This window comes from Ruminococcus sp., assembly GCF_016283395.1.
Genome location: NZ_JAEEMU010000042.1, coordinates 47,965 through 63,851, shown reverse-complemented (window position 1 = coordinate 63,851; position 15,887 = coordinate 47,965). Strand labels below are relative to the sequence as shown.

At 45.1% G+C, this 15,887-nt stretch carries 9 protein-coding genes; 5 read left to right on the top strand and 4 right to left on the bottom strand.

Going from position 1 to position 15,887, the window contains the following annotated elements; all coding sequences use genetic code 11:
* Positions 1-116: 116 nt before the first annotated feature.
* Positions 117-2,012 (bottom strand): GGDEF domain-containing protein, encoded by a 1,896-nt coding sequence (locus QZZ41_RS09645; protein WP_295071057.1) that lies wholly within the window; start codon positions 2,010-2,012, stop codon positions 117-119.
* A 444-nt stretch (positions 2,013-2,456) separates the two neighbouring features.
* Positions 2,457-5,825, bottom strand: coding sequence for a glycoside hydrolase family 97 catalytic domain-containing protein (locus tag QZZ41_RS09640; protein ID WP_295071054.1), 3,369 nt, complete (start codon positions 5,823-5,825; stop codon positions 2,457-2,459).
* A 216-nt stretch (positions 5,826-6,041) separates the two neighbouring features.
* Here QZZ41_RS09640 and QZZ41_RS09635 point away from each other — a divergent pair, with 216 nt between their 5' ends.
* The 5 genes from QZZ41_RS09635 to QZZ41_RS09615 all read left to right on the top strand — a co-directional run bounded on the left by QZZ41_RS09635 (position 6,042) and on the right by QZZ41_RS09615 (position 9,860).
* Entirely contained in the window at positions 6,042-6,404 is a 363-nt protein-coding gene (locus tag QZZ41_RS09635) for a hypothetical protein (RefSeq protein ID WP_295071051.1), read from the top strand.
* A gap of 117 nt (positions 6,405-6,521) precedes the next feature.
* Positions 6,522-7,583, top strand: a complete 1,062-nt coding sequence (locus QZZ41_RS09630; RefSeq protein WP_295071048.1) for a hypothetical protein — start codon at positions 6,522-6,524, stop codon at positions 7,581-7,583.
* An 11-nt stretch (positions 7,584-7,594) separates the two neighbouring features.
* Positions 7,595-8,971, top strand: coding sequence for a DNA repair protein RadA (radA, locus tag QZZ41_RS09625; RefSeq protein WP_295071045.1), 1,377 nt, complete (start codon positions 7,595-7,597; stop codon positions 8,969-8,971).
* A gap of 4 nt (positions 8,972-8,975) precedes the next feature.
* Positions 8,976-9,449: a hypothetical protein gene (locus tag QZZ41_RS09620; RefSeq protein ID WP_295071043.1), complete on the top strand. Its 474-nt coding sequence runs from the start codon at positions 8,976-8,978 to the stop codon at positions 9,447-9,449.
* Between the two features lie 9 nt (positions 9,450-9,458).
* On the top strand, positions 9,459-9,860 hold the full coding sequence (locus tag QZZ41_RS09615; RefSeq protein ID WP_295071040.1) for a VOC family protein: 402 nt from the start codon (positions 9,459-9,461) through the stop codon (positions 9,858-9,860).
* Positions 9,861-9,902: 42 nt separating this feature from the next.
* On the opposite strand, the gene QZZ41_RS09610 is transcribed toward QZZ41_RS09615, so the two are convergent.
* Both QZZ41_RS09610 and QZZ41_RS09605 read right to left on the bottom strand, forming a co-directional pair.
* On the bottom strand, positions 9,903-12,020 hold the full coding sequence (locus QZZ41_RS09610) for a glycosyl hydrolase (protein ID WP_295071037.1): 2,118 nt from the start codon (positions 12,018-12,020) through the stop codon (positions 9,903-9,905).
* Between the two features lie 205 nt (positions 12,021-12,225).
* Positions 12,226-15,633 (bottom strand): right-handed parallel beta-helix repeat-containing protein, encoded by a 3,408-nt coding sequence (locus QZZ41_RS09605; protein ID WP_295071035.1) that lies wholly within the window; start codon positions 15,631-15,633, stop codon positions 12,226-12,228.
* Positions 15,634-15,887 lie beyond the last annotated feature (254 nt).

Below are 15,887 nucleotides of genomic sequence, written 5' to 3'. Positions count from 1 at the left end.
AAGTTTTCGGGAGAGAGTTTGAGAGAAGCCCCTTTTTCAAAAGGGGTTCTCTCAATAATAAGCATAAATTTCTGTATGAGTATAACGGTTATGCAACGGGGCGTTTTGTCATCACATCAGTCGTGTCTGAGGTAGCGAGAAGTTCTCTTACGCTTTTTCCTCTCGTACATTATTTCATCAGCCTGTGTTATAAGGTTGAAAAGTGAAGTTTCGTCATTGACCTCGGTAACTATAGTGCCTATACTTGCATCAAGCTCGTAAGGCTTATGGATAAGTCTGTTCATGTTTTTGAGCTGAACATTGAACACGCTTTCAAGTGCATCAATATCCTCATCACAGGCGTTATCACCGAAAATAATGAACTCATCACCGCCGAAACGTGCGCATATCCTGCCGCCGCGGCAACACTCCTTTATAACGTTTGCAAGCTGCTGGAGAGCGAAATCGCCCTCTTTATGACCGTAATTGTCATTTACGGGCTTCAGACCGTCCATATCTATAAACGAGATAAGGAATTTACTGTTAGTGCCCTGACTCTTTTTCAGCAGTTCATCAGCTGCTCTGATAAATCCGTTTCTGTTATAGATGTTGCAGAGCGGATCAATAACATAAAGTCGGTCAAGCTCCTTTATCATGCTGTTCATATGCAGGAGCTTGCGGATATTTTCGATAGAGTTGCTTATATTAAGCATGAGGGTATGGCAAAGCAGGCTCTTTGTTGGGAAGCTGCTGTTTACAAATATGTAGTATCCCAGACAGTTTTCACGGAAGTGAAGCGGCATAAAGTAACTTATGTTTCCGCCGTTTTTCAGTGGAACAGGGTGCATATCCGCAGTCGGGAACTCCTTTACGGGCAGGTTTGTTCCGTCTTCCAATACCAGCGGAGCACTCATTTTTGCAGTATACCCCTTTGAAACAGTACTTTCAGATGCGACCTCGTCCCAGTTAGTGCATAAACAGATACAAAATCTATCGCATTTTATATCACGTATAAAGCAGGCAACAGTACGCAAATTGCCGTCAAGATCGTCTTTTTCGGCAAGCTCAGTAGTCATTCGGTTGAGGAGAGATATATCTCCCCTGCATTTGTTGAGAAGCTTATATGCAGATGTCCTGAATTCATCAAGATCATTGAGCTTTTTACTTTTACAGCCGCAGCTCTCATTGAATACAGGAACCGCCTCAAAGACAGTGTCATCATCGTGTTCTTCGCCCTTTGCTACCTTGACAAGTATCTCGCAGGCTTTATATCCTGCTTCTTCGAGAGGACGTGATACCGTTGTAAGCGCAGGGACATGATGCTGAGCGTTATAAGTGTTGTCAAAACCTGTTACGATTATATCATTAGGAACATTATAACCGAAATTGCCCAGTTCTTCAATAGCGGCAAGTGCCATTGCGTCATTAGCACATATTATAGCCTGCGGACGAGGCATTCCCGAGCTTATGAACTGATCTACGCCCTTTTTGCCGTCAGCAGCTCTGAATTCTCCGAGATATACGCGGTCATTATCAACAGGGATAGAATGAGCGTCCATAGAGTCGTAGAAAGCGTTAAGTCTTGCAGAAGCCTCAGGATTTGCAATAGGACCTGATATGTAATTTACGAGCGTGACCTTATGCTCATCGAGGATATGATCCACAAGTGAACGCATAGCTTTGTAATTGTCTATGCTTATGTTATAGAATTCGGGATAGTCATCACAGTCAAGGACAGTTACAGGGATACCCGAGTCTTTTACTTTTGAAGTGATCTTTTCCTTTTCGAGAGGATCACTGATAGTATTGGTAAGAAGTATCATTCCGTCAAACTTCTTATAATTGATAAGATTGAAAATATTGTATTCGCCTATATCAAATTTCCTGCTTGAGAGGACTCCGCTGAATGAACAGAAACAAGAAATATTAGCTCTGTACCTTTTTGCACATTTTTTTATACCTTCTAAAACAGCGTTCTGATACTCTTCGTCGATTCCCGCAACAATAACAGCTATTTCAATTGGTCTATCCATTATTGCACCCCTTTTTGTAAATAAGTTGAATATTAAACCGAGATTTGTAATACTATATTATAACATAAATATCGGAAAATATCAATATCTCAGGCAAAAAATATTCATATTTTAAAAAAAATACTGTGATCACCTGCTGCCGCTCCGATACAGGAGTATTTATTTTTATCATTGAGAAAATATCGCGGAAAACTCTCATAAGAAAGCTTTCCGCGATAATAATAATGATTGAATCAGGGAAGTATTATCTTTATTTTCATTTATCATAATACCAAGCCCTTAGCCTTTTGCCATTAGCCAATGTGTCGCCCTCGGCGAATAATTTAATAATGTGAGCATAAGCGAACTCTTCCGGCTAATGCCTAATGACTAACGGCTCATGGCTGTATTACATAGTTTTTCTTCCCTATTTCAATTTACAGTACTGTTTATAAAGCTTTGACCTCACTTTGAAATGATTTTTTTGCGGAACTTTATAAGGTCATAGATATCTATTATCTCGTCCTTATTAAGGTCTGCCGCAGTGAACTGCTGCTTATTGAATGAAGCTGCTCCGAGAAGATATTTCTGCATGAGAACAAGGTCAGCCACACTGAATTCGCCGTCAAGATTTACGTCACCTTCAATATCCTTAACAGGTATAGCTACAGCTATTCTGTCAATTGAAGGTCCGTAGCTCTTATCGTTATAGAGCTTGATAGTATTTACGCCCGCTTTCAGCTTTACTGTAGTATCGGCAGCAGCTATTCCCGACCAGTCGTTTTTGTTGGCATACAGACCGTCAAGAGTTGTGGCATATGAGCCGTTTACGTCTATTTTCAGACTTCTTCTCTCACCTGATACATAGTATATCCTGAGCTTGTAGTCCCCTGCCTTGTCCACAGTTACATTGTCGAATGTAATGTAGTTTGAGCCGTTTCCGCCTACATAGCCAACATATGCATTGCCTGAGCTGTATTTGCCGTTTTTATCGGCAGTAACAGAAGCCTGTCCCGAAAGCTTTGCATTTTCAGCTTCGTAGAATTTGAAATTGCTGTACGGAGTCGTAAGCTTCATACCGCTCTTGGTTATCTTCATGGCAAAACCGCCATTTGCCAGAAGCTGCTGCTCAATAACGCTGTCCCTGGTAAGGTCCTCGATTATCTTGACCTCTATCTGGCTGCCGTCCTTATTATCGCCGAAGAGATAAGCGGTATATGTTCCGTCATCGTCAATGAGCTCGGAAAGCTTTACTGTGACCTTTCTTGCCGACAGCGTGGAAGCTCCTACGTACCAGTTGCTGCCGCTTCTTCTTGCTGTAACGTTGAACTGCATGGGGTAGCCGTCAAGGACTTTCATGTCGTCCCATGCAACGGGAACATCATTGAGGAACGGAAGAGCCTTATTGCCCTGATAGGTGTATACAGAATGTGCGAAGTGCTGTATGCCGGACTCGATAGTAACAACGTCAGCCAGAGCAAAGCCTGCTGTAGCCTTAATACCGTATATTGGTATACCTGTAGGTGTGAAGTCTGCCGAGCCTACTACATTTCTTGTGAATGTATAGGAAACGCGGTTAGCCAGTGCAGGAGCGTCAAACCACTTGTAATACTCTGTTCCGTTTACAGCTTCGTATGAAACTATATTAGGATATGTTCTGCTCTCGCCGCGGGGAATAGTACAGCCGTGGAAGAGCACCATGAGATGATTTTCAGCAGCTATCTTTGCGCAGAGATTCATCTGCTTCATAGTCTCCTGAGTATCGCTCTCATAGTAGTCTACCTTGACGCCGCTTACGCCAAGACCTCTTATGCGCTTAAACTCACGTACTATAGTTGCTTCATCAAGCAGCGAGTAATACGGATATGCAGGATTGCCCTTGCTGTCCTTATAGCCTGAGTGTCCCTTATTGTTAACACCATACCAGAGATAGATGCCTATGCCTTTCTCTGCGCCGTACTCGCAGAGCTCCTTGACCTTAGCTTCACTGTCGTCCCAGAGAGCCCAGCCGAAGTCGAGACATACGAAGTCCCAGCCGTTTTCTGCCGCAAAGTCGATATAGTCCTTCTGAGTATGATATTCAACAGGCGAATCGCCGCCGCTGCTCCACCATGACCATGCTGTTTTACCTGGTTTTATCCAGCTTGTATCCTCTATTACCGAGGGAGGATTAAGGTTGAGTACAAGGTCGCTGGAGGACATCCGGTCAAGGCTGTCACCGATAACTACTGCTCTCCAAGGAGTATGGAAAGCACTGCCCATTGTTATGCCGCTGACCTTTACGCCGCCCTTGAATCGCAGGCTGTGATAATCACCAATGAACTGCAAAGAACCTGCACAGTAAGGAGCGTCCTCATTGAAAACGCTTGCCTCTGTGACAGTTACCCAGTACTTATCGTTGATAACGCCTGTATACGGGCAGGAATAGGTAGCATTCGTCTCGTTAGCCCTGTCTCTTGGGAGCTCGACCATGTCCCACTCATAGGTGGCATTTGGCCAGTTGCCCCAGAACTTGCTCTTGCTTGGGAAGATGACCTGACTGGTCTCCTCCTTTATTGAAGCACCGTGGTCAAGGGCATATCTGAAGCCCATGCCGTCATCATAAACACGGAAATAGACTGTCAGTGTGGAACTGCCCTTTTTCAGCGGAAATGATATTTCCTTGTAGTTGTCTCGTATTTTAGAATGTTTGCCGTAAGGCATTGAGTAGGTCTCGTCATGCTCCACGATTGCAGCTGCAGGAGCTGTCTGCGAAAAGCCCGACGACAGATCCTCGGTAGTAGTTACAAGTCCAAGCTTTGAGGGCTCGATGACTGTGCCCCATGTACCATTGCTCTGCTTTCTTACAGAGTAGTAATAGCTGCCTCTGCTGTCTTTCCAGAATTTTGTTACCAGAGTACCGTCGGGAGAAACAGTTTCGTACTCGGGAATGCTTGTAAGAACTGTGCCGTCACGGGCTGTAGCATTTTCCTGCTCGGGAACAGCCTCGCCCTCGGTTATGGTATCTTCCTCGAATGTGTAAAGATACAATGGATCATTTGGAAGTGCTGCTGCCTGCTGTGCCGTAAGTGCATAGCCGTAAAGCGCAACATCGTCTACGCAGGCTTTTATATCGTTGTCGGAATACACCGAATGACCGATAGAATTATAGATATAAGACGGCAGGACTCCCTCACTGAAAAGACTGCTCATGGTATCGGTGAGAGTATCCGCATCACTTATGCTTTGCAGCTTGCCGTCAATGTAGAATTCAGCCTTAGTCTTTGAATATACAGCCGTAAGCTCATGCCACTTTCCGCTGTCGGGAGCAGACTGTACATCGAATATAGCTCTGTGCTTGTCATCGTTCTCGGTAGTTGTTCCCTTGCCCACGAATATACTTGTTCTGAAAGCCTTCTTGTCTTTCAGGTCGATTGATATATCGGGCGAAGAATAGCTGGGTGCTGCACCTGCTCCGAATGGTACGGGTGAAAACTGATAAAGCCTTGTGTAGCTCTCAGCCTCACTGTCCAGCTTATACTTCAATGAAAAGCTGAAACCGTTCTCACAGCCCTTGCCGAACATCGCAGGAAGCTGTAACCAGCCGCTGCCGAATGAGTCGCCGCGCAGATCGAGCACATCTGACTTCAGGGTACTGTCGTACACTACCGCCGCGCTGTCGCCCTTGATAACGGCATCGCCTGCGGCTGAGCCTTTATTGGCTACGACTGCATTTGAGTAGGTCATTGCTGTGTTTGCTGCGGTGCTCCGCGGTATTATCTGTACCGACGGCTGTATCAGTACACATAATGCCGCAGCTGTACTGATAGTTTTTTGGATCAAGTTTTTCCTCATTTTAATACCCTCTTTCTATATTATTAAATTACCACTTTATGGTATAAAGTGCATAATAATACTATTATCCCATTCTATATTTTATCTATTTTTTATATTATACATCTATTTTTCACCCATTTCAACCCCAATATCACAGATGAGGTGGATATTTTGCCCGAAATACAGTCTTTACACCATTTTACAGATGTGGTAAAATATCAGAGAGGTGATAAAATGGATATTTCTTACATACATGAACCTACAGACCTTCAGTGCGGTCAGGCTGTACTGGCTATGGTACTGAAAAAAACTCCCGAATACATATGCGAATACCTTGATAATGACCGTGAAACAGACCTGAAAGAAATGAAGCGCACCTTCCGCGATCACGACGTTTATATATCCGATGAACGTAAACAGGCTGAGGATAAGTCTCAGCTGCCGTCTCTTTGTCTGCTGAGCCTTGAAACTCCACGCTGCTGGCACTGGTCACTGTACTGCGAGGGTACTTTCTACGATCCCGAGCATGGTGTCCTTGATGATTTCCCCGAATGTAAACGGAAGTACTTCTGGGAGCTGAGGTATGACAGCTTTTAACATCGTAAAACCGTTGTTTTTCATAAAAAAATGCATTTTCAGCCTGTAATAATATTTATTGACAGAGTTCGTCAAAAGTGGTACAATAATTGTATATAAAATCAGGAGGCAACAACAGTGAATATAAAGAAAAACACTACTTTACTCATAATGGCAGCTGCACTTTCGGCTTTTACAGGCTGTAGTGAAACAAAAAAGGCAGTTGAACCGCCGCCGAGTCTGCTTGAAGTGAATTCTGCTCCGTCTGATGTGACCTTTGACTGGCAGCAGCCTTTCAAGGCAGTTATCGGCAGTTTCAAGAACTCGGACAGATGTTCCGACGACTCAATGTTCGATCTTTGCGACCTTACAGGCGATGATATCCCCGAGCTTGTGATCTCACCTTCTTCGGAAGCTGCTTCACAGTGCGATGTATATATGCTCATCGGCAGCAACGCCGATCTTATCGCCACTACAGGATCTTACGGCACTTTCCAGTACATACCGTCGCAGGCTGCTATCGGCTTCTCTTATGACGGAGAAAGCTTCTCAACAGGTGAATATCAGACCTTCAAGGAAGGCAGTTTCAGTAAGGAATTCGATTTCTTCAATAATTCGGGCAGTGCTTCTTCGGGCACTACCATACGCTATGAAATAAACGGCAATGAGGTAACTCTTGCAAAGTATGAGGAGTATCTCCACCTTTACCGCGATTTCGTAACAGCCGAGGTTGGCAGAAAATACACTATGGGCGACAATGCCGTTGACTACGCTCTGAATAATACCGAGTGCTGGAACACTGTTATGAAGGACGACCAGAAGGCAGTGTATAAGGAAAAGCTGTCATCGATACTTGCAGATCAGGATATAAAGGACGCTGCATTTGAGATCGTTGATCTTGATATAAACGGAGTCCCTGAGGTCGTTGTTTCAACAGGTATCCTTACCGACTCAAAGGTATGTGTATTCTATCTTGAAGAGGACGGTATAAAGGAACTTGATACCACCTGTGATACAGACGGCGGCATACATTTTGATATGACTTCAAAGATATTCTATGCTACTGATTTTGACGGAAAGGTACAGTGCTGGTCACTTGCAGGCTCTGATGTTTCAAACTTCAAGCCGTCTGACAGCACTATGCTCTGCGGAAGAAAATATCCGCTTACAGCTGAAAATATCGACAAAGCCTTTGCTTAATGAGGTAAAAAATGGCTAAATCAAAATATATATACACCTGTAATCAGTGCGGCTACGAAAGCACAAAATGGAACGGAAAATGTCCCTCCTGCGGAGCTTGGAACAGCTTCGAGGAGGACATCGCCGATACAGCTCCTGCGGGCATGCGTTCATCGGCATCAAGCGGAGCTGCTCCCGATCTTTCCGACAATATCCTCGAACTTGAGGATATCGGTGCAGACAGTGATGTGCGCTACGATACAGGTATCGGAGAGCTTAACAGAGTCCTCGGCGGAGGTCTTGTAAAAGGCTCTCTTGTTCTTCTCGGCGGTGAACCGGGTATCGGTAAGAGTACCATACTCCTGCAAATATGCCAGTTTCTCGGAGAGGAACATTCCGTACTCTACGTTTCGGGAGAAGAGTCCGCAAGGCAGATAAAGCTCCGCGCGCAGAGGCTCGGAGTCGATACGGAAAATCTTTACATACTCACAGCAACAGATGCTGAGGCAATATCTCAGACCATAGCTTCAAGTGCTCCCGATATCGCTATTATAGACTCCATACAGACTATGAGCATAAGCCATATCACATCAAGTCCAGGAAGTCTCACACAGGTAAGGGAATGTACCAACTTGTTCATGCATACTGCAAAAAATCAGGAGATACCTATAATCATCGTTGGTCACGTAAACAAGGACGGTGCTATTGCAGGTCCTAAGGTAATGGAGCATATCGTTGATGCTGTGCTGTATTTCGAGGGCGAAAGACATCAGAGCTACCGTATACTCCGCGCAGTTAAGAACCGTTTCGGCTCTACTAACGAGATAGGTGTATTCGAGATGCTTGACAAGGGACTGCGAGAGGTATCAAATCCGTCCCAGATGCTCCTTGAAGGTCGTCCACACAACGTATCGGGTACGTGTGTAGCCTGTGTTATGGAGGGCAGCCGCCCTATACTTGCAGAGGTGCAGGCACTTGCCGCAAAGACAAGCTATTCAGCTCCGCGCCGTATGGTAACGGGATTTGACTTCAACAGACTTAATATAATAATCGCCGTACTCGAAAAACGTCTCGGCATATTCATGGGCGGACTTGACGTTTACCTCAATATCGTCGGCGGCTTCAAGCTTGACGAGCCTGCAGGCGACCTGCCTGTAGCAATGGCTCTTTATTCGGGAGTCATGGATAAGCAGATAGACGAGCAGCTCATAGCCTTCGGTGAGATAGGTCTGGGCGGTGAGATACGCTCGGTATCACATATAGTCCAGCGTATACGCGAGGCTGAGCGAATGGGCTTTACCACCTGTGTAGTGCCGAAGCAGTCTATGTCGGCTATAGACCCAAAGGACTATAATATAAATATTATCCCTGCCAGTACGCTGAAACAGGCTTTTGCCGTTATAAAATAAGGCTATGAACGGAAATGATATCGTTTTTTCAGACAGCACCATTTTAGGATATTGCATAACTGCATTTATATATCTTGCTCTTCCTGTGGCTTCATTCTTTATTATGAGGAAATATAATTCCGCGAAGCTTCTGCCAATGATAGCAGGCATAATCACTTATTTCCTTGCCACAAGACTCGCTGACGGTGCTGCATATCTCATGCTTCCTGCTGCTCCCTTAGCGCAGAAAGCCGCCATATCCACCGAGATAGTATGTATCACCGAAAAGGTTGGACGCTGGCTGCTCAGAGCCGTACTGCTCCACTATCTTCTGAACGGAAGCGTATGGCTCGCTTCATTCAGCGGAATACCTGTTCTGTCAAAGCTCACAGGCATTATCGTTGGTACAGGCATTATCATCTATGTATTCAGACTCATAGACGGACGTTCATTCATTGATGATATAATTTATCCACAACTACAAAGCGATACTTTTTAGGAGGTTCTTATGAGACTTGACGGCTTCGGATTATTCGTTGAAGATATGGGTAAAATGATACGTTTTTACCGCGATGTACTTGGCTTTGAGATAAAAGAAGCTGAAGATACCTCAAACGTATATCTCATTAAGGACGGAACTCTTTTCCTGCTCTACGGACGAAGTGATTTTGAAAAAATGACCAGCCGCAAGTACGAATACATCAAAGGCATGAATGGTCATTCCGAAATAGCTCTGTACGTGGATACATTTGAGGAAGTGGATATGGAGTACAAAAAGGCTGTTGAAAAAGGTGCAGTGTCAGTATTAGAACCTACCACCGAGCCATGGGGACAGCGCACCTGCTATATTGCAGACCCCGAGGGCAATTTGATCGAAATTGGTTCATTCAACAGACCATTTGAACGATGAACATATAAAAAAACCGAAAGCAATGCTTTCGGTTTTTTATTATCACTTGTTTGACGGTGCAAGGTCTTTTACCTTGCCGAGAAGGAATTCCTGTATACGGAGTGCATCGTTGGAAGTGATGCCCTTGCTGCTCTTGTCAACATCGCCGTTTGCTTCACCCTGTGCTGTGATGTGGTTCTTGTCAGTACCCTTTATGCCGAACTTGTCAGGATTTGCAAGAGACTGCATGATGAGTACAACATCGGACATATCTATCTCGCCGTCACAGTTTACATCGCCGTACTTCTTAGCTGCTACAGCAGGTGTGGAAGAAGTTGTTACAGTAGTCGTAGTTGTTACAGGCTTTGCAGTAGTAGTTGTTGTGCTTGTTGAAGGCTCTGAACTGCCCTTGTAGAGGTCCTTTGGCAGCTCTGAAAGTGTGATACAGAAATCGCTCTTGTAAAGCTCCTTGAATGTATCGGGATCCTGATACTCCTTACCGCAGAGGAAGTGTGCCTGCTCAGAATCGTACCACGGGCAGAAGTACAGCCAGTAAGCGTGTTCTACCTGCATATTGTTAAGGCTCGGGCATGAATCGTTCTCAGGCATTGATACCATTTTATTGCCCTTGACGAATTTATTCAGAGTGTAGAATATACCAGCCTCAGCGTCCTCGTTAGGAGTTCCCTGCTGCTTGCCGTCGTGGCGGTTGTACTGGCAGTTGTACTTATCAAAGCCTACGATATCTACCTTGTCATCTCCTGAGTACCACTTTGCAGAGTTATCAGACCATGCATAGAGGTTCTGCTCCCAGATAAGGTTGTGGAGCCCGTACTCGTTTGTGAGAGTATCCTGCAAGAAGTTCCAGAGCTTGTTGTATACAACTGCTCCTTCCTTGGACCACCAGAACCACGCTCCCGAACCGTCGATAGGATCATCGGTATGGCTTGGGTTTCCCTCAGCTTCGTGGAAAGGACGGAATATTACAGGTACGCCTTCGTCCTGAAGCTTTTTAAGCTCAGCTGCAAGATTTTTCATACAGAGCTGGAAATAATCATACTCCATAGTGCCCTTTACCATGCAGTTTGCAGTTACAAAGTCAGTATTCTGAGTATAAGTCGTCTTTGCGAAATCAAGAGGCTCACCGAGAGTATAGTCAGCCTTTGTAGTAGGAACATTTACGTGCCATGAAGCTGTGCATATTCCGTTCTTCTTTGTAGCCCAGTCGATCATACGCTGTGCAACACCGTCGTCCCATGCATAACAAGGACAGTAGCTTCCGAAATCAAATCCGCGTATAGCAGGCTCTTCGCCTGTAAGCTCCTTGATGTATCTTACTTCATAGTTATAATCGTTATATGTGTAATTGCGGTTCTGAGTGCTGTAGGTATAGACCTGTCCGTCTGGACCTGTACAATGCCACGGGAACTTCTCTCCCTGCTCTGTCTTGTCCCAGCTCTCCTCGTCGATAACGTACTCAACACCGTCCTGATCGATGCACTTGTTTGCATTTGCATCATAGCGGATAGTAGTTTCAACAGCATGACCGCCGCCGTATATCTCCTGCTGTCCCGAAAGGATATGCTTACCGTAAACGCTCTTGAGATACTTCATAAGAGCCTTTGTCTCGGGAGTAGCCTTAGCGTCCACAGTAGTGCCGCTTGCCTTTGAAAGATCGGGGAACTGTGCATTATCCACCGTTACCTTATCAATAGCCATATAGCCGTATTCACTTATGAACTCGATAGTATTCACGCCCTTGTTCATACGCACCATTCCGAAATCATAGTCGATCCACTTGTCTGAATAAGCAGCCTGTGTAGTGTACTTAACTCCGTTGATCTTTACAGCCTGCTGTCTGCCGCCCTCATTGAGTATCTGTGCTCCGCGGACAACGATAGAGTACATACCGTCCTCGGGAACAGTTACCTCAAATGATGCAGGCTGAGCTGTGAGATAATAGAATCCTTCGCCTGAGTATCCCGGTATCTCTGTCTGATAGATAGATGTCCACAGGTCTGCTCCCTTCATCTTTTCGCCCTCGATAGTGTAAGGGAAAGCTGTAGCAGCAGTTGCCTCACCTGCTGCGATAGCATTGAAAAGACCTGTTGAACTGCACTGTACAGCTGCCATGACTCCCGCAGCAGCCAGTGCGATCGCTTTTCTTAACTTGCTTTTCATGTTATATATCCTCCTTTTATTGGAAAACTCCAATAATTCTTTAATCTTATTATACTTTCTTTTAAGCTCAATGTCAACACTTTATCTATCTTTAAATGTAAATAATCTGTTATAATTTAAGTATGCAGCTTAAATTATGAAAAAAGGAACCTGATGGGGGGAGGTTCCTTTTTCCATTGTATCATTTATTTGGAGCCCGATCATATTATGATTCGGGGAGAGTGGGTATGAGATGCAGGAGATACTTCTGGATAGCCAGTGCATCACCGTTGGTTATTCCGTTGCCTCTTTGGTTAACATCTGCATTTGCAAGGTTTTCGGGAGCTATCTGATACTTGTTCGGATTTGCAAGACTCTGCATGATAAGAACGATATCTGACATATCTATCTCGCTGTCGCCGTTTGCGTCACCTGCCACGCCGTTACCCTTGGGCAGTGTAGTCGATGTTGATGTAGTAGTTGTAGTTGTTGTGGTGGTAGTCGTTGTTGCGGAAGCTGTAGTCTGTACAGGATTAGATGTACCGTTTGCGTAAGGGTCGGGAGCTGCGACCTGATCAACTCCGCTGCTCATATGATAGCCGATGTTCTTATATGCGCTGCCTGATGCTGTTTCAGCAAAGCCGCCTGTCTTTGGTGAGCCGTCTGCATTTCTCCAAGCCTTGTGGAAATCAGTTCCCATAGCAGCAACGTTAAGTGTCATAAAGTCACTGTCAGCAGGAGTAATGATATCGCCCAGCTTTGCACCATTAGTCATAGCAGTATTTGACTTTGCAAAGTAGTACTTGCTGTTGTAGTAAATTGAGTTGGTCATATTTCCGACGAACTTATCATTTGAGACTTTAATGCCTGCCGCATTTGTCTTTGATACCTTGCCTGTATTGATGTACGACATCATACCATTGAAGGTCGCAGATGTATCGCAGCGGTATACCATGTAGTTAGCCTTGCCATTGCCGCCGATACCGTTGTTGTACGCGGTACAGTTCTTCATATCGCCGAATTTCGGGTTATTATTGTCCGTAAATCCGCAGTTGAGGTTCTCAAACGCAAGACAGTTCTCAACGATATGGCGTGTACCAACACCGCCGCCGCCAAGCTTGAAACCGTTGCCGTCACAGTCGCCGTAGCCCTTGCCGCTTTCTGTGAAGCCGTTTCGGAATGCGATACAGTTCTTTATTGTTACAACACCGATAGGACCTGTAGCTTCCTTAGCGTATAAGTCCCAGCCGTCATCTGAATTGTTGTAAGAGATACAGCCGTCAAATACATTGCCCTCACCGCAGGTAAGCTTTGCAGCAAAGCCGTCTGCATTCTCCATTGTGGCATCGTCGCAGTTATTGCGCGATGTGCAGTTCTTCACAAGGTTGTTGCTCGGCCACTGTGAAACGCTTGTATATGAGCTGTTATACCTTGATATCTGGAGTCCTGTATCCTGATTGCCGTCAAATATCATCATTTCGATGATATTGTTATCGCCTGAGAGGAGCATACCGTTATCTCCTGCGTTTGCTATCTCAAAGCCGTAGAAGTGCCAGTAGGAACCGTCAAGAACAAAGCCGCGGTTTGCACCGTCAACAGCCTGTCCTGTAAAGTCGAACTTTACCTCAGCACTGGGATAAGCGGCAATAGTCTTGTATGCGCCTGCCCTGCCTGAGTTGCTCTCCTCTATCATAATAGTTGAAGTATACTTATATGTACCTGCAAGGAGGTAAATAGTGCCGCCTGCGGGTACTGACTTTATAGCTGTAAGAACATCAGTAGGCGAATTTGCAGACTTTCCGTCACCGCCGCCGTTTGGTGAAGCGAAGATGATATTTCCGCCTGTTACGGGAGTTACCACAGGAGCAGATGTAGTAGTCGTTGAAGCTGCCTGTGAGACTGTGGTAGTGGTAGTAGTTATATCAGTAGCTACAGGCTGAGTAACAGTTGTAGTAGTTACTACAGGCGCAGTAGCATTGTCCTCCTTGAAGCCGCTTCCGATAGCTGTTACGCTGCCCTTGTATGCCACAAGTGCGGATTTAAGTCCCTGATTGACTGCATAACTCTCATCGTCCACAGCATTGTTGAACTGCCACTTGAAGTCTCCGCCGTCCACACGTCCTGCCTTTGATGTGACTATTGAAGGCACATCGCTGGCATTGTCGGGAGTATAGCTGTACATCACGCTTGACGTATCGAAATTGTTATATGAAGTTCCGCCGCTCTTTGCCTTTACATCGGAACCTATCTTCTCTGTTCTTGAAGAAGCCTCATATGCGTCGAAATCAGTATTATTCTGCTGATATGTGGTATAAGCCTTCTGACCTGTCATAACATTGCCGAAGGACTTTATAACGCCGCCTGCTTCACCTGAGAATGTACCGCCTGTGATATCGTCAGAGCCCTGCATGGAAATAAGCATAGGGTATTTGCAGTTTCTGAAATAGTTGTTCTCAACGAAGCATGAAGCTCCCATTGTTACACCTACACCGTACTTTGCATTGCCGTCAAAATAGTTGTTATAGCAATGTACAGAGCAGGTCCTTATTCTGGGGTGGCGTGAGTCTGAGTGATCATACCAGTTGTGGTGGTATGTGATATAATTATCCGTCGACTCAGACTTCATACCCTGCAAGTTGCACTTGCCGTTGTCCCAGAAGTGGTTATAGGAATGAGTTATATATGTAGATGTCTTGGTATCAAGTGCTCCGTCGCCCTTTACCTGATCTGCGTCAGAGCCTGCATCGCCATAGAAGAAATCGCAATTATGCACCCATACGTGGTTATTATTCTGCTGTAATCCGCAGTTGTCGCCCTCATTGCTGTTGCAGTTCATAAAGCCGAGGTTTCTCACCTCAACGTTTGAGCAGTTTTTCATCACGAGACCGAAGCCGTTAAGAGTTGCGTCGTTTCCTATTCCCTCAACGGTACAGCCTGCTGTGACCGTATCAAGCATGAGGTCGCCTTTAGTGAGAATCGAGGGATCTGTTATATTACCGATGAAACGTATATTCAGTGGTCTTGATTCTTTTCCTTTCTTATAGCCTGTAATGATGTTCTGAACGCCTGTAAGAGTCTCTGCTCCCTTACCTGTAGCATCAATACTTGCTGTAACACTGTCCTTGTTGGAGTCTGTAACATATACAACGATAGCATTGCTCTTGAGTGTGCCGTCTGCATTGTATGCACCGTTAGCACTGCCGCCTACGAAAGCAAAGCCGCTTCTGTCGTGTGCATATGCATTCACCTTAGTCTCGGCAGCCTTGGAACCGTCTTCCCTGCCACCTATAACAGGTACTATCTTAATAGTATGACTTCCTGCCTTGAGACCTACTGCATCGGCTCTCATGTAGCCGCTGTACTGCCTTATGAGCATACTGTCTATCTGAGTGCCGTCTACATAGACATTGTAGCCCGATGCGCCCGATACCGATGACCATGTGGCATAAACGCCCTCGCCGTAGCCTTTGCTGCTGAGCACCTTCACACTGCTCTCAGCCGCATACACGGTCATTACAGATGCATCTGCGCCAAAGTCAAATACATTGGCAGTTGTACCGACTGCTGCGGACACTGTCATAACAGCCGCAGCTGCTACAGATACCGCTCTCTTTCTAAGGTCAGCTTTTTTCATAGCAAATCCCTCCAGATTTTTAATATCCTCTGAACAGTATGCCTATCGCATACCTTTTTCTCACTGTCTATATTATATGCCTCCCATGTCACTATTTCAATGACATATAATACTTATTAGATGATATTTTGTGCTATAAGTATATATAGTCTCACACAATCCGTCAATTATTATCTCGAATAGTTATAATTTTGCTATTTATATCTTATATACAGTAATAAAAGTAGCATATCGCTTCACAAAAAGTTCATAAT

What these genes read in the sequence shown, in the direction of transcription:
- QZZ41_RS09645 (WP_295071057.1), bottom strand. Translation starts at nt 2,012, where the DNA reads ATGGATAGACCAATTGAAATAGCTGTTATTGTTGCGGGAATCGACGAA.
- QZZ41_RS09640 (WP_295071054.1), bottom strand. Translation starts at nt 5,825, where the DNA reads ATGAGGAAAAACTTGATCCAAAAAACTATCAGTACAGCTGCGGCATTA.
- QZZ41_RS09635 (WP_295071051.1), top strand. Translation starts at nt 6,042, where the DNA reads ATGGATATTTCTTACATACATGAACCTACAGACCTTCAGTGCGGTCAG.
- radA (WP_295071045.1), top strand. Translation starts at nt 7,595, where the DNA reads ATGGCTAAATCAAAATATATATACACCTGTAATCAGTGCGGCTACGAA.
- QZZ41_RS09620 (WP_295071043.1), top strand. Translation starts at nt 8,976, where the DNA reads ATGAACGGAAATGATATCGTTTTTTCAGACAGCACCATTTTAGGATAT.
- QZZ41_RS09615 (WP_295071040.1), top strand. Translation starts at nt 9,459, where the DNA reads ATGAGACTTGACGGCTTCGGATTATTCGTTGAAGATATGGGTAAAATG.
- QZZ41_RS09610 (WP_295071037.1), bottom strand. Translation starts at nt 12,020, where the DNA reads ATGAAAAGCAAGTTAAGAAAAGCGATCGCACTGGCTGCTGCGGGAGTC.
- QZZ41_RS09605 (WP_295071035.1), bottom strand. Translation starts at nt 15,633, where the DNA reads ATGAAAAAAGCTGACCTTAGAAAGAGAGCGGTATCTGTAGCAGCTGCG.